Raw genomic sequence first — 20131 nt, 5'->3', positions numbered from 1 at the left:
CTAGCCCGCGCGGAGGACGGCGCTCATGGGCGAAAGCAGCCCAAGGAGCGCCGCCCGTTCGGCAATCTCCGCCCAACCGCTCAGGGCCGTTGTCTTCAGCGCAGGCGGGCGAGGCGTTCGACGGCCTCGTCGATGACCTCGTCCCGCTTGCAGAACGCGAAGCGGACGAAGTGCGCGCCGGCCTCGGCGTGGTCGTAGAAGACCTGCGAGGGGATCGCGACGACGCCCGCCTTCTCCGGCAGGGCGCGGGTCAGCTCGATCCCGTCGGTGAACCCCAGCGGCCGGATGTCGGCCTGCACGAAGTAGGTGCCCTGCGGCCGGAAGGCGGTGAACCCGGCGGCCTCCAGGCCGGTGATGAGGCGGTCCCGCTTGGCCTGGAGCGACTTGCGCAGCTCCTCCACCCACGGGATCTCGTTGGCCAGCGCGTACGCGGCGGCCCGCTGGTAGGGGGCGCTGACCGCGTAAGTGAGGAACTGCTTCACCGTCTGGACGGCCCGGATGTAGGGGGCGGAGGCCATCACCCAGCCGGTCTTCCAGCCAGTGACGGAGAACGACTTGCCCGCCGACGACACCGACACCGTCCGGTCGCGCATCCCGTCGAGCGTGGCCAGCGGGATGTGCTCGGTGTCGTCGAACGTGAGGTACTCGTAGACCTCGTCGGTGATCGCCACCAGGTCGTGCTCGCGGCAGACGTCCGCGATGGCCTCCAGCTCCGCGCGGGTGAACACGGTCCCGGCCGGGTTGTGCGGCGAGTTCACCAGGATCGCCCGGGTGCGGGGGCCGATCGCGGCGCGCAGCTCGTCGGGGTCGAAGGTGAACCGGCCCTCCGCCGGGCGCAGCGTGACGGGCCTGCGGACCGCACCGGCGAGCGCGATCACGGCGGCGTAGGAGTCGTAGTACGGCTCGAACACGACGACCTCGTCGCCCGGCCCGGCGAGCGCCAGCACCGACGCCGCGATGCCCTCGGTGGCGCCGACGGTGACGAACACCTCGGTCCCCGGGTCGTAGGAGAGCCCGTATCGGTGGAGCCGCTGCGCGGCCACGGCCTCCCGCAGCTCCGGGAGCCCCGGCCCGGGCGGGTACTGGTTCGCCCCCGACCGGATCGCGTCCACGGCGCTGTCGAGCACGGCCTGCGGTCCGTCCTGGTCGGGGAAGCCCTGACCGAGGTTGATGGCGCCGGTCCGCACGGCGAGAGCCGACATCTCGGCGAAGATCGTCTCGCCGAATCCCTGCATGCGCGCTACGAGAGGCTCACCCACGCGACCAGACTAACCGCGCCGGCCCGGCCCATCCGCCTGCCACCGGTCAGCGGGCGACGGCGACCGTGTGCCCGATGGCGGACGCGTCGTCCGCGAGGTCGAGCAGGGCCGCGGCGAGGTCTTCCCGGGCCAGGGAGAAGCCGCCGAGGATGTGGCGGTCGACGGCCTTGCGGTAGCGGCCGGCGCCCGCGCCCTCGGTGAGCCGCGGCGGGCGGACGATCGTCCAGTCGAGCCCGGAGCCGCGGACGACCTCCTCCGCGGCGCGCATGTCGGCGAACGCGTGCTTCAGGATCCGCTGCAGGATCAGCGGCTTGACCACGAACCGGGTCAGCGGGTCGTCGCCGGGCCCTGCGTCCAGTCCGGACGCGCTGACGGCCACCAGCCGCCGGCTCCCGGCGGCGCGCATCGCGGCGACGATGGCGCGCGTGCTGTCGGCGCAGACGGTCGTCGGCGCGCGGCCCTCGCGGGTCCCGATGGCGGTGATGACGGCGTCGCTCCCCTTCACCGCCTCCTCGATCGCGGCGGGGTCCACGACGTCGGCCTGGACGACGCCGGCCGCCTCCCGCAGTCCGCCGGGCAGCCGTGCCGGGTCGCGGACGACGGCGGTCACCTCGTCCCCGCCGTCGAGCGCGCGCCGGACGAGCCGGACGCCGGTGCCGCCGGTCGCCCCGAAGATCGTGAGTCTCATGCCCCACCTCGGTTAGTGAATTTTTACTAACCCCTACCCTGGTCAGTGTTCACTCACCTGTCAAGGCGGGCTTCGGCGCAAGGGAGCTTCATTGGGCGCGCGGGAACGGATTCTGGACGCCGCGGCGGACGTCATGCGCCGGGACGGGGTGGCCCGCGCCACCACCAAGGAGATCGCGAAGGCCGCCGGCTACTCCGAGGCCCTGCTGTACAAGCACTTCCGCGACAAGGAGGAGCTGATGCTGCACGTGCTGAAGGAGCGGATGCCGGCCTTCACCGCGTCGCACGCCGCCGGCGAGGGGACCGTGGAGGGCAACCTCGTCGCCGTCGTCCACGGCGCGCTGCGCTTCTACCGCGCCGCGTTCCCGATGATGGTCTCCATGGTGGCGCAGCCGCGGCTGATGGAGACGATGCGGGACTCGCTGCGCAAGTACGGCGCGGGCCCGCGGGAGCCGGTCCTGGCGCTGGCCCGGTACCTGGACGCCGAACGCGAGCTCGGCCGCGTCGCGGCGGGCGCCGACACCGGCGCCGTCGCGGCGCTGCTGATGGGCGCCTGCTTCCAGCAGGGGTTCCTGCGCTACTTCGCCGAAGGCCCCGCCGGCTCCGACCCGCCGGAGTCGGCGGCGCGCGACCTCGTCCGGCCCGTCCTGGCCGAATTGGCCCCGGGAGCTAAGGCGCCAGGCGGGTCTTGACGACCTTGCCCATCGCGTTGCGCGGCAGGGAGTCGACCAGGTGCACCACGCGGGGGCGCTTGTGCACCGACAGACTGCCGGCGACGAAGTCGATGAGCTGCCTCTCCCCCACCCCGTCCGCGACGACGTAGGCGGTGACCTGCTCGCCGAGGTCGTCGTGGGGGGTGCCGACGACCGCGGCCTCCCGGACGGCGGGGTGCGCGAGCAGCGCGTTCTCGATCTCGCCCGCGCCGATGCGGTAGCCGCCGCTCTTGATGAGGTCGGTGGACGCGCGGCCGACGATCCGGTGCCAGCCGTCCGGGCCGATGGTCGCGATGTCGCCGGTGCGGAACCAGCCGTCCCCGGTGAACGACTCCGCGGTGGCCTCGGGGCGGTTGAGGTAGCCCTTGAACAGCAGCGGCGCCCGGACGTGGAGCTCGCCCGGCGTCTCCCCGTCGCGCGGGGCCGGGCCGCCGTCCTCGGCCGCCAGCCGCGTCTCGACGCCGGGCAGCGGGGTGCCGACGTAGCCGGGGCGCCGGTCCCCGGCGGCGCGCGCGCTGACCGTGATGAGGGTCTCGGTCATGCCGTAGCGCTCGACCGGGCGGTGCCCGGTGAGGTCCGCGAGCCGCTCGAAGACCGGCACGGGGAGGGGCGCGCTGCCGGAGACGAGCAGCCGCGCGCCGCGCAGCGCCCGCGCCGCGGCCGGGTCGGCCGCGGTCCGCGACCAGACGGTGGGGACGCCGAAGAACAGGCTCCCGCCGTCGTCCTGCGCCGCCGCCGCGTACGCCTCGGGCTTCGGGCGGCCCGTGTGGACGAGCGGCGACCCCACCCGCAGTGCCCCGAGGACCCCGAGGACGAGGCCGTGCACGTGGAAGAGCGGCAGCCCGTGGACGAGGACGTCGCCGGGCGTCCAGGCCCAGGCCGCGGCGAGGGCGTCGAGCCCGGCGGCGATCGCCCCCCGCGAGATCAGCACGCCCTTGGGGGCGCCGGTCGTCCCGCTCGTGTAGAGGATCATCGCCGTCGCACCGGCGTCCGCCCCGGTGCGCTCGCCTCCGTTGCGCGGGAGGGCGTCGACGGGGACCAGCGGCGGATCGCCGTCCGCCCGCTCGGCGCCGCCGGCGGCCAGCAGCAGGCTCGCCCCCGAGTCGCCGAGGATGTGCGCGCGTTCGGCGGGCCCGGAGTCGGGCGGCAGCGGCACCACCGGGACGCCTGCGAGCACGCCGCCGACCACGGCCGCGACCGTCTCCGCCGTCGCGGTGGCGTGCACCGCGACGGCGTCCGCGCCGCGGATCTCGGCGGCGACGGCCGACGCCCAGCCGAGCAGCTCGTCGCGCGCCAGTTCCCGCCCGGCGATCCGCACCGGGCCGCCCGACTCTCCGAACAGGTCCATCACTCGCCCCTCTCCCGCTCGTCCTGCGTGTCCATCTCGTCCAGCCAGGCCAGCACCGCCGCGTTGTGCTCGCCGAGCAGGGGCGGCGCGGTGTGCTCGCGCGGCGGCGCGCCGTCGAAGCGCAGCGGCGGCCCGGGCAGCTCGATCGGCCCGAGCCGCGGGTGGTCGACCTCGATGACGAGGCCCTGCGAGCGGGTCTGCTCCCACTCGTACACCTCGTCGATCGACCGGATCGCCCCCGCGGGGACGCCCGCCTCGCCGAGGCGCGCCAGCCAGGTGTCGCGGGTGTCGCCGCCGAGGACCCGCTCGATGTCGGCGGTCAGCGCGGCGCGGTTCGCGGAGCGGTCCGGGATCGTCGCGTACCGGGGGTCGCCGGGGTCGAGGCCGACGACCGGCGCGAACCGGCGCCAGATGTTCTGGTTGGCGACGCCGATCTGGAGCTGCCCGTCCTTGCAGCGGAACGTTCCGTAGGGCGCGATCGCCGGGTGGTCGTTGCCGGCCGACTCGGGGACCTCGCGGGCGACGGTCCAGCGCGTCCCCTGGAACATGTGGGCGCCGACCACCGACGCCAGCAGCGACGTGCGGACGACCGTGCCGCGCCCGGTGCGGGCCCGCTCGTACAGGGCGGCCAGGACCCCGGCGACGCCGTTGCCCGCGGCGAGGAGGTCGGCAATCGACAGCCCGACCTTGCTCGGCGTGCCCGGCGGGCCGGTGACGCTCATGATGCCGGCCTCGCCCTGCACGATCGCGTCGTAGCCGGGGCGCCCGCCCTCCGGCCCGTCGTGCCCGAACCCGCTGATCGACAGGACGATCAGGCCCGGGTTCAGCTCGTGCAGCCGCTCTACCGGGAAGCCGAGCCGGTCGAGGACGCCCGGCCGGAAGTTCTCCACGAGGACGTCGGCGTGCCGCACCAGCCTGGCCAGGGTGTCGCTGCCCTCGTCCGACTTCAGGTCGAGGGTGACCGACTCCTTGTTCCGGTTGATCGACAGGTAGTAGGTGCTGATCCGGTCGTCGCCCGCGAACGGCGGGCCCCAGCCGCGGGTCTCGTCGCCGCCGGGCTGCTCGACCTTGATCACTCTGGCGCCGAGGTCGGCGAGCGTCATCGTGGCCTGCGGGCCCGCCACGACGCGGCTGAGGTCGACGATCACGACGCCTTCGAGCGGTCCGGGCAAGGACGTCCTCCTTCGGGGGGCGGCACCAGGCAGTATGCCGTCCGCCCCCGGCCGGGCGGGACCCGCCCGGCGCGGCCTCACCGGCTCAGCGCGGTCTCCCGCTCGATGCGCGACAGCTTCTCGGGGTTGCGGACGATGTACAGCCCGGTGATGAGGCCGTCCTCGACCCGCATGGCCACGGCGCCGTGGAGCTCGCCGTTCATCCGCAGGACGAGGCCGGGCCATCCGTTGAGCTGGAGCGGCACGCCCGTCAGCCGGCCGCCCACCTTGTCCCAGCCGACGGCCAGCAGGCGCGCCACCTTGCGGGCCCCGGCGACGGGCCGCGGCACGGCCTTCCTGACTCCGCCGCCGTCGCTCATGAGGACGACGTCCGGCGCGAGGACGTCCAGCAGCCCCTGCAGGTCCCCGGTCTCGACCGCCCGCTGGAACGCCTGGACGGCCGCCCGGGTCTCGGCCGGGGACGCGGCCTCGCGCGGCCGCCGGGCGGCGACGTGCGAGCGTGCCCGGTGCGCGGTCTGGCGGACCGTCGCGGGGTTCTTGCCGACGGCTTCGGCGATCTCGTCGTAGGGCACGTCGAACACCTCGCGCAGCACGAACACGGCGCGTTCCACGGGGTTGAGCGACTCCAGCACCAGCAGCATCGCCATCGAGACGCTCTCGGTCAGGACCACGTCCTCCGCCACGTCGGGCGTGGTCAGCAGCGGCTCGGGCAGCCACGATCCGATGTAGGACTCCCGGCGGCGGCCGAGCGTGCGCAGCCGGGTCAGCGCCTGGCGGGTGGCGATCCGCACCAGGTACGCGCGCCGGTCCCGGACCGTGGCGAGGTCGACGCCGACCCACCGCAGCCAGGTCTCCTGCAGCACGTCCTCGGCGTCGGCCGCCGACCCGAGCATCTCGTAGGCGACGGTGAACAGCAGGTCGCGATGGGTGACGAAGGTGTCGGTGGCGGAGTCCATGCCCATGGGACTCCACGCCCGCTCTCCGTGTGACATCCGGAGCCGGTGGCGCACATCACAGGACGGCCCTGTCACGGGGGGTTGGGCCGCCGGCATCTCTTGCGTGACCAGACGTCCTACCAGCGAACCTTGCCACCAGGAGAACCTCGTGAACATCGCTTTGTGGATCGCCGCCGGCCTGCTCGCCGTGATCGCCCTGGGCGGCGGCGTCACCAAGACGTTCCTCCCGAAGGAGAAACTGTCCGCGCACAGCGGCGGCGAATGGACCCGGCACGCGCCGGCCGGTTTCGTGAAGACGCTCGGGGTCCTCGAGCTGCTGGCGGCCGCCGGCCTGGTCCTGCCCGGAGCGCTGGACATCGCGCCGGTCATGGTGCCGGTGACCGCGGTCTGCTGGGTCCTGCTCATGATCGGCGCGATGGTCACCCACGGGCGCCTGGGCCAGTTCGGCCTCGTGCTGCTGAACGCCTTCTACCTCGCCGCGGCGGTCTTCGTCGCGGTCGGCCGTTTCGCCGTGGAGCCCTTCACCGGCTGACCTGTGCGCACGCCCGGCCCGGCTCGGCACCGGGTAAATCGCTGGTGCGGTGATCTTGGCGGCTGCCAGGATCACCGCATGACCGTTGCGCGCGTGGACATGCTGAACCGGCAGCTCGACATCGCCTGGGCACTGCTCGAATACCACCTCGACGGCCTCGACGACGCGCTCTGCCTCTGGGAGCCCGAGGCGTACTGCTGGACGGTCCGGCCGGACGCCGAGGGACGCTGGGTCGCCGACTGGGAGGTGCCGGAACCCGATCCCGTCCCGGCCGTCACGATCGGCTGGGTGACCTGGCACATCGGCTACTGGTGGACCACCACGCTCGGGCACTGCTTCAAGGGCGGCGCGCCCGAGCGCACCGAGATCACCTGGCCGGGCGGTGCCGATGCGGCGGCCCGCTGGCTGCGCGAGCTGCACCAGGAATGGCGGACCGGCCTGGCCGGGCTGGGCGACGCCGACCTCGACTCCGCCGACCGGACCGCCGGGCTGCCGTGGGCGGCGGAGCTGACGATGGGGGACGTGGCGGGCTGGGTGAACATCGAGCTGACCAAGAACGTCGCCGAGATCGGCCTGCTGCGCAACCTGCACGGCGCGCGCGGCATCACCGCCGGCCGCTGACCGGAGCCGGCGCGGCGGTGCCGTCCTTGGGGGCTAGGTAGCATCGGCACCGCGCGCCGGGGGGAGGGCACCGCATGCCGATCGAGAGCGACCACCGCGGGTCCGACTCGCCGTACATCGCGCGTGTGTGGCGCGGGCGCGCCAGCGGGACGGGGCGCCTGACGTCGGTCGCGACGTCGCACTGGGAGTTCGTCTTCTGGGAGTTCGAGGGCGTCCTGCACGCCTCGCTCCGGGGTCCGGAGACGGCCGCGTCGACCGTGGAGATGGCGGGCGAGTCGGAATCGTTCGGGATCGCGCTCGCGCACGGGACGTCGATGCCGCATCTGCCCGCCGCCCGGCTCGTCGACTCCGAGTTGGAGAGCCCTCACGCGGACGGGCGCGTCTTCGTCCTGCGGGGCGAGGAGTGGGCCATCCCCGGCTTCGACAGCGCGGAGGACTTCGTCGGGAGGCTCGTGCGCGAGGGCGTGCTCAGACGCGACCCGCTCGTGGACGAGGTCGTGCAGGGCGGTACCGCCGGCGTGGGGGCCCGGTCCGTTGAGCGGCGCGTCGCCGCCGCGACGGGACTGACCCAGGGCGCGATCCGGCAGATCGATCGCGCCCGGCACGCCGCCGTGCTGCTGCGTGAGGGCCTGCCGTGCCTTGAGGTCGTGCACCGGCTCGGCTACTACGACCAGCCGCATCTGGCGAGGTCGCTGCAGCGGTTCATCGGCCGGACGGCGACTCGGCTGCGGGAGCCCGAGCGCACCGCGGAGCCCCTGTCGCTTCTGTACAAGATCGAGGGCGACGCGCGTTTCTAGGGTTGGTCCCCCGCGGCGAACGACCGCGCGGACCGACCTCAGAAAGGCACGACCCTATGTCGCAGGGCACTGTCACTTCGGCCGACGGCACCGCCATCGCCTACACCGCGTGGGGCGACGGCGACCCGATCGTCCTGATCGACGGCGCGACCGCGCACCGCGCCACGACCCCGGAGAACGCGCAGACGGCGGAGCTGCTCGCCGGCGGGTTCCTGGTGATCAACTACGACCGGCGCGGGCGCGGGGACAGCGGGGACACCGCCCCCTACGCCGTCGAGCGCGAGTTCGAGGACCTCGCCGCGATCATCGAGCGGGCGGGCGGCGGTCGTCCGGCGACCGTGTTCGGCTGGTCGTCCGGCGGGCACCTCGCGCTCAACGCGGCGCAGGCCGGCGTGCCGATCGCGCGCCTGGCGCTGTTCGAGCCGCCGGTCATCGCCGACGACGGCCATCCGCCGCTTCCGCCCGACTACGTCGAGCGGCTCGACGCCGCCGTGGCCGAGGGCCGCCCCGGGGACGCCGTGGAGCTGTTCCTGACCGCCGTCGCGGGGATGCCCGAGGAGGCCGTCGGCGGGATGCGCGAGGCCGACTTCTGGCCGGCGCTGGAGGCGGTCGCGCCGACGATCGCCTACGACGGCCGGAACGTCGGGGACACCATGTCCGGCAAGCCGCTCCGCGGCGACCTGTGGGACAAGGTCGGCGTGCCCGTCCTCGTCCTCTACGGCGAGGACACCTGGCCCCACCTCGCCACCGGCGCGCGGGCGCTGGCCGACCACCTGCCGACCGCGACGCTGAAGGCGGTCCCCGGCGAGAACCACAGCACGAGCCCGTCCGTCCTCGCGCCGGTGCTGCGCGACTTCGCCGAGGGAGCCTGACATGGGGAAGATCGTCGTTACCGAGTTCATCTCCCTGGACGGCGTCGTCGAGGCGCCCGGCGGCGAGGACTTCAAGTACCCGAACTGGAGCTTCGAGTTCGACCGCGGGCCGGACGGCGAGCAGTTCAAGACCGACGAGGCGCTCGCGTCCGAGGCGCTGCTGCTGGGCCGCGCCACCTACGAGGGGTTCGCCTCCGCCTGGCCGCACGAGGAGGGCGAGCTGGCCGACAAGTACAACGGCATGCCGAAGTACGTCGTCTCCGGCACGCTCACGGACCCCGGATGGAACAACACGTCCGTGCTCTCGGGCGACCTGGCGGAGGAGGTCGGCCGGCTGAAGCGGGACGTCGGCGGCGAGATCTCGGTGGCGGGCAGCACCCGGCTCGTCCAGGGGCTGCTCGCGGGTGACCTGGTCGACGAGATCCGGCTCATGTGGTTCCCCGTGATCCTCGGCCACGGCCGGCGGCTGTGGACGGAGACGCCCGACATGAGCGCCTGGACCCTGACCGAGACGACGAGATACGGCAAGGACGCACTGGTGACCATCCACCGGCGCGCCCGCTGACGTCCGGGTTCCGCCTGCGGCCGATCACCGGGGCGGAAGGGAGATCGCGCCGGGCGTGTAGGGGGTGATCTCGATCTCCGTGACGAGCCCGGCCCCGAGCCGGAAGCGGACCAGCGCGAACGCGTGGCCGCCCGGCGCGATGACCGCTCCGGGGTGCCCGGCCACGAGGACCGGTGCGGCGGCGGCGATCCGGTCGATGAAGGACCTCGTCTCCTCGGCCACGGCCGCGGCCCCGCTGACGCGGCCCTTCGCGCCCGCCGGAAGCAGCCGGGGATCGGCGGTCCGGACGGCGTCCGGCGCCATCAGGGTGACGAGCCGCGCGATGTCACCGCCGCGCGCCGCCGCGAGGAAGGCCTCGACGATCTCGAGGTGCCCGGGATGGGCGGCGGGCTCGGCCGGGCGGGGCCCGCGGAGCCTGGCGCGCGCACGGCTGGCGAGCTTCTTCGCCGACGCCGGTGTCGTGTCGAGCACGGCGGCGATCTGGTCGAACGGGACGGCGAACAGGTCGTGGAGGACGTAGGCCACCCGCTGTCTCGGTGACAGTTCGCCAAGGAGCACGAGCAGCGCCCTGGACACGGCCTCGCGGCGGAGGAACGCCTCGTCGGCGCCGAGCTGCTCGCCCGGGATGTCCGCGGACGCCAGCGGGAGTTCGCCGCGCCGCTCGCGGGCCCGGAGGAGGTCGAGGCACAGCCGGGCGGTCACGGTGGTGAACCAGCCGTCCAGGTTGGTGATCTCGGCCGTGTCCGCGGCCTGCACTCGCGCCCACGCGTTCTGGACCGCGTCCTCGGCGTCGTGGTGCGAGCCGACGATCCGGTGCGCCAGCGACAGCAGCCGGGGCCGTGCCGCCTCGAACCGTTCAACGAGTTCCACGGGAAGGGTCACCTTTCATGCGTGCTCGGCGTCAGGAGGGACGAGAGCACAACGACATGACGAGCACGTCCCGTGGAGGACACGACAATGAGCGTACAGATCGTCCGGTTCAGCACCGACGCCGGGCGGATACCCGAGGTCGAGGACGCCGTAGGCAAGCTCTTCGCCGCGCTGGAGGAGGCGGCGCCGGCCGGTACGGAGTACACCGCGGTCCGTGCAGGTGAGGACGGCGAGAAGGCGGAGTTCCTGCTGACACTGCGTCTCGCCGACGGCGCCGCCAATCCCCTTTTGCAGCTCCCGGAGGCCCTGGCGTTCAGGGCCAAGGTCGCGGAGTGGGCGGGGGCGCCGGTCCCGCCGCAGCCGGTCACCGTGCTGGGACGGTACTCGCGCTGATGGCGGCGCTGGAGACCGGGCTGCTCGTCGCGACCGTCGGCTGCGTGCTGGCCAACTCCTTCGAGGTGGTGGCCAAGGCCGTCCGGGCGGACTTCGTCATCCAGAACTGCACCGAGGTCGGCGTGGCGCGGAAATGGATTCCGCACCTCGCCGTCCTTGAGGGAGCCGGGGTCGCGGGACTGGTCCTCGGACTGCTCGGCCTGCCGCTCCTCGGCCTGGCGGCCGCCGCCGGGCTGGTGCTGTTCTTCGCCGGAGCGGTCGTCGTCCACGTCCGGGCGCGGGTGCTGCACAACATCGCCTTCCCGCTGCTCTTCCTGGGTCTGGCGGTGGCGGCCGCGGCCCATTTCGCGCAGTGACCCGGCTGACTCGTCGTCGAGGACGGCGGAAAGGGCCGTCACCCGTCCTGACGGTGCCGGAGCCGGCGCAGATCCTCCTTGGCCCGCCGCGCCGCCTCCTCGGCCCGCCGCGCGATCTCGGCCGACGCCTGCTCCGCGGCCCCCCGCGCGTCCCCGCCCAGCTGACCGGCCGCCCGCTCGACCTCGGCCTGCCGGGCGGCGATCCGCTCGGTCAGCTCGCGCCGGGCGGCCCCCACCCGGGCGGACTCCCGCTCGATCGCCGCCTGCCGGGCGGCTTCCCGGTCGGCCCTCGCGTCAGGGTTCCGGGCCTCCCGTCCACCGCTGCGTCGTCTGATGACGACGTATGCGATCGGAAGGCCGAGAAGAACGGCGATCACCGCCGCCGCGAAGAGCCACCAGGCCAAGCCCACAACGCGCCTCCTGGGAGGGGGTAAGCGAATCGAACTCCTGCCGGTAATCGTTCCACGGGCCGGTGGTGTCAGGAGTCGAGGACGGCGGCGACGGCCTCGATCTCCACGAGCTGGTCGTCGTACCCCAGCACGGTGACGCCCATCAGCGTGCTGGGGACGTCGTGGTCGCCGAACGCGTCCCGGACGACCTCCCAGGCGTTCACCAGGTCGGGCCGGCGGCTGGACGCGACGAGCACCCTCGTGCTGATGACGTCCTCCAGGGACGCCCCGGCGTCCTTCAGGGCGGTCCGCATGTTCTCGACGGCCTTCGCCGCCTGCCCCGCGTAGTCACCGGGCGCCGCCGTGGACCCGTCCTCGTTCAGCGGGCAGGCCCCGGCCAGGAAGATCAGCCGGGCCTCGGCGGGGGCCGTCGCCGCGTAGGCGTATTCGGCGACGTCGGACAGGGAGGAGGAGCGGATCAACGTGATGGCACGACCCACGGCTGTTTCCTTTCGCATGAGGGAGAAGCCTGATCATCGTGTCAAAGAGCGCTCGGCGCGGTTGAGGTGCTCCAAGGCGGCGGACGTGGCGTCGTCGGCGGGGAGGTAGACGATCAGCAAGAAGTTCCGCGACGCCGCTCGCCACCCCGAGGTCGCCTTCTCCGTGGACGACCTCGCGTCCATCGACCCCTGGGCACCGCGCGCGATCGAGATCAGGGGCCGCGCGGAAACACACCTCACCGGCGGCGAAGAGGTCGGCAAGCGCATCAACGCGAACATGCCGTTCGACGCGGCATGGATCCGCATCCACGCCCGCCGCATCCTGACCCGGGGAATCGACACCGACCCCTTCGACCTCTCCGCCAGAGACGTCCCATGACCCACCCCCGACATCAGCACTGCCCCCACTGGAGGCCGGAGGGGCGGAATCCGAGGTGCGTGCTGTAGCGGGCGCCGTGAGGCGCGGTGAGCCGGGTGCCTCGGTGGAGCGTCCCGGTCTCGAAGGCGATGACCGTTCCCGCCGGTCCGGCACCGGGTCAGCCAGCGCGAAAGATGCACACAAATCCTTTCCGCCCCGAAGTGATTCGGCGCGAACGAAACCGGCATATCGCGGTGATCAGCTCTATAGCCTGACGAGATGAGCAACGATGATCGGCTCGCCACGGGGATCGGGCCGGCTGCGGTGACCGCACTTCCCCAGGCTGCGGCCGCGGACGACACGGACACCGCGCCTCTCTGGTGCGCGCGGCTGGCCCAGTTCGGGATGATCGGGGCGGCCCAGGACCACTTCCGTCCGGCGGCCGAAGGCGGCGACCTCGCCGCCGTCAAGTGCATGGTCTGGCTGGCCTGGGAGGCGGGTCAGGACGGGGACGCGGTGACGTGGCTCCGCCGGGCCGCCCAGGCCGACGACCCGTGGGCGATGTTCGAGCTGGGACGCTCCCTCCCCGGCGAGGCGGAGCAGTGGTACCGCAGGGCCGCGGAGAAGGGCGACGGCCTGGCGATGAACAACCTCGGCTCCCTCCTCAGCCGCGCCGGTCGCCGCGAGGAGGCGATGGACTGGTACCGCCGCGCCGCCGAGGCCGGGGTCGAACTCGCGATGAACAACCTCGCCGTCCAGCACGTCCTCCAGGGCGACACGGAGAGCGCCGGGCAGTGGTTCCGCCGGGCCGCCGACGCGGGCAACGTCGACGGGATGGCCAACCTCGGGCGCCTGAAGCTGGAGACCGACGACCTCCGGGAAGCCGAGACCTGGCTGACCCGCGCGGCCGAGAGGGGCCACCCGGGCGCCGCGGAACTGCTCGCCGATCTGCTGACGCGGACCGGCCGCCCCGGCGAGGCCGAGAACTGGCGGGCCGGGAGGGTCCCCGGGCGGTGATCGTCAATGTGGATCGGAGCAGCGTCGCCATGGGCGATGACGTTCTCCCGCATGCCGAGACGGTCGACCTGCCGCCCGAGACGTCCCTGGCCGACGTCGTCGCGCACCTCCTGGAACGGCGCTTCCTCGCCCTGATCGCGGGCGGCGAGGCCACGTGGATCCTTGAGGCGGAGCGTCCGCTCGCGGTAGTGGCGCAGCAGTGGGACGAACCACGCTTTCTCGTCGATTCGTCACGGCCGATCAGTTCCTTCGGCGCCGGAGGCCGGGTCTCGCTCATGTTCCGATACTGGAAGCAGAACGACCCCGGCCATGTCTTCGCGGAACTCGCCGCCGGACGCGAACCCGAGCGCTGACACGGCCGAAGCACCCGGAGCACCATGCCCCTGGCGTTCTCAGAGGGTGTCGAGGGGTGCAGAGGGGAGGCCGCCGGAGAGTTCGGGGTAGCCCGGGCCCCGGTCGAAGAAGGGGGCCGGGCCGCGTTCGGTGCGTAGGCGGTCGCGCAGGGCCGTGGTCGCTTCCTCGTCCACGGTGCCGCCGGTCAGGATGACGCCGTAGTCGGTGCGGGCGCCTTCGATCGACACCTTGCCGTCGCGGACGTCGGCGGCCACGCGGGACGGGTCGCGGTTCAGGGGGTCCCCCCAGCCTCCGCCGCCCGTGGTGCGGATGCGGATGACCTGGCCCGCCTTCACCGGGTGGTCGTCCACGAGCCCCTCCATCTCCTCGCCGTCGATGTCCACGCGGAAGGGGCGTCCCGCGCGGCCGCCGTTGACGCCCCAGCACGACAGGATCGACCGGTCGGCGATCGACATGAACGAGGCGTCGCGGAGCATCCGGATGTGCTTGTCGTAGCCGAGGCCGCCGCGGAACTCCCCCGGGCCGCCGGAGTCGACGGCCAGGCCGAGCCGCTCGACGACGAACGGCCAGCGGGCCTCGGCGAACTCGGCGGGGATGTTGCGGGAGTCGGGGACGACGTGGATGGTGTCCTCGCCATCGGCGTAGTACCGGCCGCCGGAGCCGCCGCCGAGGACCTCGCGCATCAGGTAAGGGCCGCGGTCGTCCTCGCCGTAGACGCCGGTGTAGCGGATGGTCTCCTGGTCGGCGGGCATCCGGCCGTTCGTCGCCTTCGCCAGGACGCCCGCCAGGACGCCGAGGAGGCGCAGGATGACGAACGTGCGGGCGTTGGTCGGGGCGGGGAAGACGGGCGTGAGGAGGGTCCCCTTCTCCGGGAAGCGCATCTCGATGAGGGGCACCACGCCCTCGTTCACGTCGAGTTCGGCGGCGCGTTCGGGGGTGTCGGCCAGGTTCCGCAGGACGGGCGCCAGCCATTTCTTCAGGAACACGCCGTCCGCGTAGTCGCCCGCGTGGTTGATGGGGCCCTTGGCCTGCGGCGATGTGCCGGCGAAGTCGATGACCAGGGGGACGTCCGCCGACTTGTCGACGGTCAGCGTGATGCGCTGGGCGTGCAGGCGGGGCGGGTCGACGCCGTCGTGCTCGGCGTAGTCCTCCCAGACGAACGTCCCGTCCGGGATCTTGGCGAGCAGCTCGCGGCGGAACGTCTCGGTGGTCTTGTCGATGACGGCGTCGAAGCACGCCTCGACGGCCGCGCGGCCGTAGCGGTCGAACAGCTCGCCGAGTCGCCGGGCGCCCATGAGGCAGGCCGAGCATTCGGCGTCCAGGTCGCCGGCGAGGGAGTCGGGCATCCGGGAGTTGCGGGTCATGATGGTCAGCGCGGCCTCGTTCGGGACGCCCCGGTCCCACAGCTTGATCGGGGGGACCATCAGGCCCTCCTCGAACGCGCTGCGGGCGTGGCTCGGCATCGACCCCGGGACGGCGCCGCCGATGTCGTCGTGGTGCCCGAACGCCTGCACGAACGCGACGACCTCGCCGCCGTGGAACACCGGGACCGTCACGCACAGGTCGGGCAGGTGCCCGATGCCGCCTTCCGACAGGTACACGTCGTTGTGGAAGAACACGTCGCCGGGACGCATCTCGTCGAGGGGGAAGTCGCGGGCGATCGGCTGGACGAGGGCGGAGTACGAGCGCCCGGTGAGCTTGCGGAGGCGGCGGTCGTGGATGCCCGCCCGGAAGTCGTGCGCGTCCCGGATCATCGGGGAGCGGGCCGTGCGCGCGATGGCCGTCTCGACCTCGCGCTCGACGGACGCGAGCGTCCCCTCGACGATCTCCAGCAGGATCGGGTCGATGCCGGTGCCCGTCGCCGTGTTCATGACCTCGCCGTTCATGGCCGCACCCTTCCGCCGCTCGCGGTGATCACGAGGTTGCCGCGGGGGTCGGGTTCCGCGGTGAAGCCCGGGTGGAGCGGGACCGTCGAGCCGAACTCCTCGATCACGGCGGGCCCCTCGACCACGTCGCCCGGGGCGAGTCCCTCGCGCCGGTAGACGGGCGTCTCCTGCCAGTCGTCGAAGAAGACGGGCCGAACGCCGGTGCGGGCGCGCGACGGGTCGCCGTCCCCCGGCGGACGCTCCGGGAGGCGGGGCCGGGCGATCGGGCCGATGCCCGAGACGCGCAGGTTGACCCACTCGACGGGATGGCGCGGATCGTCGCGGTGGCAGTAGCCGTACAGGGACTCGTGGGCGTCGTGGAAGCGGCGGACGACCTCGGCGCGGAACGCGTCGTCCGGCTCGCCGGCGGGCGCGGGGACCCGCACCTCGAACGCCTGCCCGTAGTACCGCAGGTCCGCGGAGCGGGCGGCGCGGCCCGCACCGGGCGCGAAGCCCTCCAGGGCGAGGGCCTCGGCCGCCTCGGCCTCCAGGTCGGCGTAGATCCCGGCGAGGAGCGCGGGGTCGAGTTCGGCGTCGCGGACGACGCGGGTCCGGACGTAGTCGTTCTTCACGTCCACCGTGAGCAGCCCGAACGCCGACAGGTTGCCGGGGTTCTCCGGGACCACCGCGGCGGGCATGCCGAGGACGTCGAGCAGCCGGCACGCGAGCAGCGGGCCGGAGCCGCCGAACACGACGAGCGGGTAGTCGCGGACGTCCAGGCCGCGCTTCACCGTGATCTGCCGGATGGCGTTGGCCTGGTTCCACGCCGAGATCTCCAGTACGCCCGCGGCGGCCTCCTCGAACCGCAGGCCCAGCTCGCCGGCGAGGGCGTCGACGCCCGCCGCGGCGGCGCCCACGTCCAGGGGCACCTCCCCGCCGAGCAGGTGCGGCGGGATGCGGCCGAGGACGGCGTGCGCGTCGGTGACCGTCACCTCGGCGCCGCCGCGCCCGTAGCAGAGCGGCCCCGGGTCGGCGCCCGCGCTGCGCGGCCCGACCTTCAGCGCGCCCTCCGGCGAGCGCCACGCGACCGAGCCGCCGCCCGCACCGACCGTGACGATGTCGATCATCGGGATCTTGACGGGGTGCCGCCCGATCGACCCCTCGGTGGTGAGGGCCGGCTCGCCGTCCAGGACGACCGCGACGTCCGTGGACGTCCCGCCGCCGTCGAGCGTCACCACCGACCCGTGCCCGCTGCGGGCGACGACGAACGCCGCGCCGAGCGCGCCCGCCGCCGGGCCGGACAGCACGGTCGTGATCGGCTGCCGCGCGACCTCCTCCGCCGACAGCACGCCCCCGTTGCTCTTCATCACCAGCAGCGGGGCCGTCACCTGCCCGGCGATACGGGACAGGTAGCCGTTCATCGCGGGCTTGACGGCGGCGTCCACGAGGGTCGTGACCGACCGCTCGTACTCGCGGTACTCGCGCAGCACCTCGCACGACAGCGACACCACGGCGTCCGGGTGCTCGCCGGCGAGGATCTCGCGCATCCTCAGCTCGTGCGACGGGTCGGCGTAGGAGTGCAGGAGGCACACGCCGATCGCGAGGATGCCCGCCTCCCGGAACCAGCGGGCCGCCGCGACCGCCGACTCCTCGTCGAACGGGCGCAGCTCCGCGCCGGTGTGGTCGAGCCGCCCGCCGACCGTCCGCACCCGGTGCACCGGGACGATCCGCGGCGGCTTCACCCAGAAGTAGCTGTTGCCGTACCCGTCCGGGACGCTCTGCCGCGCGATCTCCAGGATCGACCCGAAGCCCTCCGTGGTGATGAAGCCGAGGTCGTCGAGGCGGTCCTCCAGGAGCCGGTTCGTCGCGACGGTCGTGCCGTGCGACAGCGCCGCGACGTCGCCCGGCTCCCCGCCGAGCAGGCCGAGGACCTTGGCGACGCCCGCCGCGAACCCCTCCGCGGGGTCCGCGGGCGTCGAGGGCGTCTTGGTGGTGACGAGCCCTCCCCCGTCCTCGTCCAGCGCGACGACGTCGGTGAACGTCCCGCCCGTGTCGATCCCGATCCGCAGCCGCCGTGCCATGCCCAAGGTCTACCGGACGGCCCCCACCTGCGGAACCGTCGTGATCTGCCAACGGACGCGGTGTTCTTTCGTCAGGCCCCGCTCCCGCTAGGCTGGGCGGTTCCATCCGACCGACGCATCCGACGAGACCGCTGGAGCCCCTACATGGCGCTTGAACGCCCCGAGATCGACTTCCCCGAGGGCCGGCCGCCCGAGTACCTCGACATCACCGACATCACCGAGGGCGACGGCCCCGAGGCCGCCAAGGGCTCGAACGTGTCGATGCACTACGTCGGCGTGTCGTGGTCGACGGGCGAGGAGTTCGACGCGTCCTGGAACCGGGGGTCCACCCTCGACTTCCAGCTCGGCACCGGCCGGGTCATCAAGGGCTGGGACATGGGCATCGCCGGCATGAAGGTCGGCGGGCGCCGCAAGCTCGTCATCCCGCCGCACCTCGCCTACGGCGACCGCAGCCCGAGCCCCGCCATCAAGCCCGGCGAGACCCTCATCTTCGTCGTCGACCTGGTGGACGTGAAGTAGCTCAGCGGTCGCGGGACCTGCCCAGCAGGTAGCCGAGTGCGACGCCGGTCAGTGCGGCGGCCGCGCCGGCGCCGAACGCGGCGGCCATCGGCCAGGCCGCGGACTGGACCTCCGTCCGGGGGGCCGGTGCCGCCGCGGCGCGTCCCGCGTAGACGGTGCCGGTCCCGGAGGGAGTCCCCGGGGCCGGCGCCGCGGCCTCGGGCGTGGCGGCTCCCGGCTGGGCCGCCTCGGGCGGGGCGGCGGGGCCGGCGGCCGCGGCGAGTGCCGTGAGGTCGCGTTCGACGGCCGCGAAGAACTCGCCGGCGGTGCGCTTGGCGACGCTGCCGAGCATCCGCTGGCCGACGCCGCCGACCATGCCGCCCACGGTCGCGTCCGCGTCGTAGTCGATCCGGGTCGAGCCGTCGCCGTCGGTCAGCCGCACCCGGACGACGGCGTCCACCGTGCCGGGCGCGCCCTGCCCGCGCGCCCGCAGGACGAACGAGCGCGGCGGGTCCGGCTCGGCGAGCTCGACCTGGCCCACGTAGGTGCCCTGGATCGACGCGACGCCCGCCGTGACGGTCATGCGGTACCTGTCGGGGCCCGTCTCCTCCAGCGAACTGCATCCCGGGATCGTCCGCGCCAGGACGGCCGGGTCCTGGAGCGCGTCCCACACCCGGGCGAGCGGCGCGGCGACGGTGACACTGCCGTTGAGCTGCATGACCCGACTTTAGGCAATGACGCCGCCCGGCCACACGGCAACTTCTGCCGACCACACGCCGAGGTTTGGGCGAAGCTGTTCCGGAGCCGCCGGGAAATGGTCAGATAAGTCCGGCGGATTCCGTCGGCTGCGAACTCCCGCCGGCACCGGCGCGTCAACCGAGGAAGATCGCCGAACCGACCGGCACACTGAACGCCGAACTGAAGAACAGGTCTCCGACCGAACGAACGGGGTACGCGGCAGATGCGAGGGAAGACGCCCGTCATCACCATGGTGGCCGCCGGAGTGCTCGGCGCGGCCGCGGCTGGCTGGCCCGTCGCCGCCGCCGTCGCGGGCGGGTCGGAGCCGCCGATGCGGGCGCAGCTCGCCTCGGTGCTCGGGCACAAGACGTGGGCGACGCCGAAGCCCGGCTCCTGGACGGTCCCGCAGCCCGCCAAGGACGGGCTCCCCGCCGTCATCAAGAACATCGAGACGAAGGAGCGCGTCGTCTTCCTCACCATCGACGACGGCTACACCTACGACTCCGAGTTCGTGGACCTCGTCCGCAAGGAGAGGGTCCCCATCATGACGTTCCTGACCTCCACCTACATCAAGGGGCAGGGGCAGTACTTCTGGGCCATGCGCAACGCGGGCTCGGTGATGGAGAACCACACCGTCAGCCACCCCAACATGGCGACGCTCGGGCCCGAGGAGCAGAAGCGGCAGATCTGCGAGGCGTCCGACCACATCGCGAAGAGCTACGGCCGCCGCCCCGAGATCCTCCGGCCCCCGTTCGGCAGCTTCAACGAGACCACCCGCCAGATGGCCAAGGAGTGCGGCATCAAGTCGATCCTGCTGTGGTCGGCGGAGTTCTACAACGGCACGTCCGGGCCCGGCGTCGGCTTCAACGGCTTCGCCCGCGGCGACGGCGGCAAGGGGTTCAAGCCCGGCGACATCGTCCTCATGCACTACCGCAAGGGCCTCGCCGGGCAGCTCAAGATGATCCTCACCTGGATCGAGCAGGCCGGCTTCCGGCCCGCCGCCGTCGAGAACTACCTGCCGCGGTCCCTCGGCGGCAACGCGCCCGACAAGCCGCCGGCGCACGGGTGAAAGGCGACCTTCCCGGAGGAATCCCGTTAACGCCGAAGGCCCAGGTCAGCGTTCACTAGGGTCAACACGCTGGCGGGGTTGAGGTCCCCCGCAACCCGAGCCGACCCCGCCAGCATCACCC

24 protein-coding genes are annotated in these 20131 nt (G+C 73.2%); 13 read left to right on the top strand and 11 right to left on the bottom strand.

Annotated elements, in window-relative coordinates; translation table 11 throughout:
- Nucleotides 1-95: 95 nt before the first annotated feature.
- A complete protein-coding gene (locus E1266_RS11345; protein WP_132046289.1) occupies nucleotides 96-1259 on the bottom strand; it encodes a pyridoxal phosphate-dependent aminotransferase in 1164 nt (387 codons plus the stop codon).
- 46 nt (nucleotides 1260-1305) lie between these two features.
- The gene (locus E1266_RS11340) at nucleotides 1306-1947 is read right to left on the bottom strand and encodes an NAD(P)H-binding protein (protein WP_132046288.1); all 642 of its coding nucleotides are present in this window, start codon (nucleotides 1945-1947) and stop codon (nucleotides 1306-1308) included.
- 91 nt (nucleotides 1948-2038) lie between these two features.
- Between E1266_RS11340 and E1266_RS11335 the strand changes: the two genes are divergently transcribed.
- Nucleotides 2039-2638: a TetR/AcrR family transcriptional regulator gene (locus tag E1266_RS11335; RefSeq protein WP_132046287.1), complete on the top strand. Its 600-nt coding sequence runs from the start codon at nucleotides 2039-2041 to the stop codon at nucleotides 2636-2638.
- On the opposite strand, the gene E1266_RS11330 is transcribed toward E1266_RS11335, so the two are convergent.
- The 3 genes from E1266_RS11330 to E1266_RS11320 all read right to left on the bottom strand — a co-directional run bounded on the left by E1266_RS11330 (nucleotide 2616) and on the right by E1266_RS11320 (nucleotide 6141).
- Nucleotides 2616-4007, bottom strand: a complete 1392-nt coding sequence (locus tag E1266_RS11330) for an AMP-binding protein (RefSeq protein ID WP_132046286.1) — start codon at nucleotides 4005-4007, stop codon at nucleotides 2616-2618. The two genes, E1266_RS11335 and E1266_RS11330, sit on opposite strands and share 23 nt — an antisense overlap.
- On the bottom strand, nucleotides 4007-5179 hold the full coding sequence (locus E1266_RS11325; RefSeq protein WP_132046285.1) for a CoA transferase: 1173 nt from the start codon (nucleotides 5177-5179) through the stop codon (nucleotides 4007-4009). The genes E1266_RS11330 and E1266_RS11325 overlap by 1 nt, the downstream gene beginning before the upstream one ends.
- Nucleotides 5180-5256: 77 nt before the next feature.
- A complete protein-coding gene (locus E1266_RS11320; RefSeq protein ID WP_207945570.1) occupies nucleotides 5257-6141 on the bottom strand; it encodes an RNA polymerase sigma-70 factor in 885 nt (294 codons plus the stop codon).
- Between the two features lie 142 nt (nucleotides 6142-6283).
- Here E1266_RS11320 and E1266_RS11315 point away from each other — a divergent pair, with 142 nt between their 5' ends.
- The 5 genes from E1266_RS11315 to E1266_RS11295 all read left to right on the top strand — a co-directional run bounded on the left by E1266_RS11315 (nucleotide 6284) and on the right by E1266_RS11295 (nucleotide 9522).
- The gene (locus tag E1266_RS11315; RefSeq protein ID WP_132046283.1) at nucleotides 6284-6667 is read left to right on the top strand and encodes a DoxX family protein; all 384 of its coding nucleotides are present in this window, start codon (nucleotides 6284-6286) and stop codon (nucleotides 6665-6667) included.
- A gap of 78 nt (nucleotides 6668-6745) precedes the next feature.
- On the top strand, nucleotides 6746-7288 hold the full coding sequence (locus tag E1266_RS11310) for a DinB family protein (RefSeq protein ID WP_132046282.1): 543 nt from the start codon (nucleotides 6746-6748) through the stop codon (nucleotides 7286-7288).
- A gap of 74 nt (nucleotides 7289-7362) precedes the next feature.
- Complete coding sequence (locus E1266_RS11305) at nucleotides 7363-8085, top strand: helix-turn-helix domain-containing protein (RefSeq protein WP_132046281.1); 723 nt, start codon at nucleotides 7363-7365, stop codon at nucleotides 8083-8085.
- Between the two features lie 56 nt (nucleotides 8086-8141).
- Nucleotides 8142-8957 carry an alpha/beta hydrolase gene (locus E1266_RS11300; RefSeq protein WP_132046280.1) on the top strand — a complete coding sequence of 272 codons (816 nt, stop codon included), beginning with the start codon at nucleotides 8142-8144 and terminating at the stop codon, nucleotides 8955-8957.
- A 1-nt stretch (nucleotide 8958) separates the two neighbouring features.
- Nucleotides 8959-9522 (top strand): dihydrofolate reductase family protein, encoded by a 564-nt coding sequence (locus E1266_RS11295; RefSeq protein WP_132046279.1) that lies wholly within the window; start codon nucleotides 8959-8961, stop codon nucleotides 9520-9522.
- 24 nt (nucleotides 9523-9546) lie between these two features.
- Here the strand turns inward: E1266_RS11295 and E1266_RS11290 are convergent, their stop codons facing one another.
- On the bottom strand, nucleotides 9547-10392 hold the full coding sequence (locus E1266_RS11290; protein ID WP_132046278.1) for a sigma-70 family RNA polymerase sigma factor: 846 nt from the start codon (nucleotides 10390-10392) through the stop codon (nucleotides 9547-9549).
- 87 nt (nucleotides 10393-10479) lie between these two features.
- On the opposite strand from E1266_RS11290, the gene E1266_RS11285 reads away from it, so the two are divergent.
- Nucleotides 10480-10785, top strand: coding sequence for a hypothetical protein (locus tag E1266_RS11285; protein WP_132046277.1), 306 nt, complete (start codon nucleotides 10480-10482; stop codon nucleotides 10783-10785).
- Nucleotides 10785-11141, top strand: coding sequence for a DoxX family protein (locus tag E1266_RS11280; protein ID WP_132046276.1), 357 nt, complete (start codon nucleotides 10785-10787; stop codon nucleotides 11139-11141). The genes E1266_RS11285 and E1266_RS11280 overlap by 1 nt, the downstream gene beginning before the upstream one ends.
- Before the next feature lie 38 nt (nucleotides 11142-11179).
- On the opposite strand, the gene E1266_RS11275 is transcribed toward E1266_RS11280, so the two are convergent.
- Together E1266_RS11275 and E1266_RS11270 are read right to left on the bottom strand one after the other, a co-directional pair.
- Nucleotides 11180-11551 carry a hypothetical protein gene (locus E1266_RS11275; protein WP_132046275.1) on the bottom strand — a complete coding sequence of 124 codons (372 nt, stop codon included), beginning with the start codon at nucleotides 11549-11551 and terminating at the stop codon, nucleotides 11180-11182.
- Between the two features lie 68 nt (nucleotides 11552-11619).
- Nucleotides 11620-12048, bottom strand: a complete 429-nt coding sequence (locus E1266_RS11270; protein ID WP_207945568.1) for a RidA family protein — start codon at nucleotides 12046-12048, stop codon at nucleotides 11620-11622.
- 145 nt (nucleotides 12049-12193) lie between these two features.
- On the opposite strand from E1266_RS11270, the gene E1266_RS11265 reads away from it, so the two are divergent.
- The 3 genes from E1266_RS11265 to E1266_RS11255 all read left to right on the top strand — a co-directional run bounded on the left by E1266_RS11265 (nucleotide 12194) and on the right by E1266_RS11255 (nucleotide 13758).
- Nucleotides 12194-12409 (top strand): hypothetical protein, encoded by a 216-nt coding sequence (locus E1266_RS11265; protein ID WP_132046273.1) that lies wholly within the window; start codon nucleotides 12194-12196, stop codon nucleotides 12407-12409.
- 258 nt (nucleotides 12410-12667) lie between these two features.
- Entirely contained in the window at nucleotides 12668-13405 is a 738-nt protein-coding gene (locus E1266_RS11260; protein ID WP_132046272.1) for a tetratricopeptide repeat protein, read from the top strand.
- 29 nt (nucleotides 13406-13434) lie between these two features.
- On the top strand, nucleotides 13435-13758 hold the full coding sequence (locus E1266_RS11255; protein ID WP_132046271.1) for a hypothetical protein: 324 nt from the start codon (nucleotides 13435-13437) through the stop codon (nucleotides 13756-13758).
- A 39-nt stretch (nucleotides 13759-13797) separates the two neighbouring features.
- Here E1266_RS11255 and E1266_RS11250 read toward each other — a convergent pair whose 3' ends face one another.
- Both E1266_RS11250 and E1266_RS11245 read right to left on the bottom strand, forming a co-directional pair.
- Nucleotides 13798-15645: a hydantoinase B/oxoprolinase family protein gene (locus tag E1266_RS11250; RefSeq protein ID WP_132046270.1), complete on the bottom strand. Its 1848-nt coding sequence runs from the start codon at nucleotides 15643-15645 to the stop codon at nucleotides 13798-13800.
- Nucleotides 15642-17705, bottom strand: a complete 2064-nt coding sequence (locus tag E1266_RS11245) for a hydantoinase/oxoprolinase family protein (RefSeq protein WP_132046269.1) — start codon at nucleotides 17703-17705, stop codon at nucleotides 15642-15644. The genes E1266_RS11250 and E1266_RS11245 overlap by 4 nt, the downstream gene beginning before the upstream one ends.
- 144 nt (nucleotides 17706-17849) lie before the next feature.
- Between E1266_RS11245 and E1266_RS11240 the strand changes: the two genes are divergently transcribed.
- A complete protein-coding gene (locus E1266_RS11240) occupies nucleotides 17850-18224 on the top strand; it encodes an FKBP-type peptidyl-prolyl cis-trans isomerase (RefSeq protein ID WP_132046268.1) in 375 nt (124 codons plus the stop codon).
- A 1-nt stretch (nucleotide 18225) separates the two neighbouring features.
- On the opposite strand, the gene E1266_RS11235 is transcribed toward E1266_RS11240, so the two are convergent.
- Nucleotides 18226-18921, bottom strand: coding sequence for a carbon monoxide dehydrogenase subunit G (locus E1266_RS11235; protein ID WP_132046267.1), 696 nt, complete (start codon nucleotides 18919-18921; stop codon nucleotides 18226-18228).
- A 243-nt stretch (nucleotides 18922-19164) separates the two neighbouring features.
- Between E1266_RS11235 and E1266_RS11230 the strand changes: the two genes are divergently transcribed.
- A complete protein-coding gene (locus tag E1266_RS11230) occupies nucleotides 19165-20010 on the top strand; it encodes a polysaccharide deacetylase family protein (protein ID WP_132046266.1) in 846 nt (281 codons plus the stop codon).
- The last annotated feature ends 121 nt before the right edge of the window (nucleotides 20011-20131 follow it).

The organism is Actinomadura sp. 7K534, from assembly GCF_004348575.1.
GTDB classification, from domain to species: Bacteria; Actinomycetota; Actinomycetes; order Streptosporangiales; family Streptosporangiaceae; genus Spirillospora; species Spirillospora livida.
The sequence above is the reverse complement of the archived record's forward strand: the minus strand, read 5'-3'. Positions and strand labels throughout refer to the sequence as shown.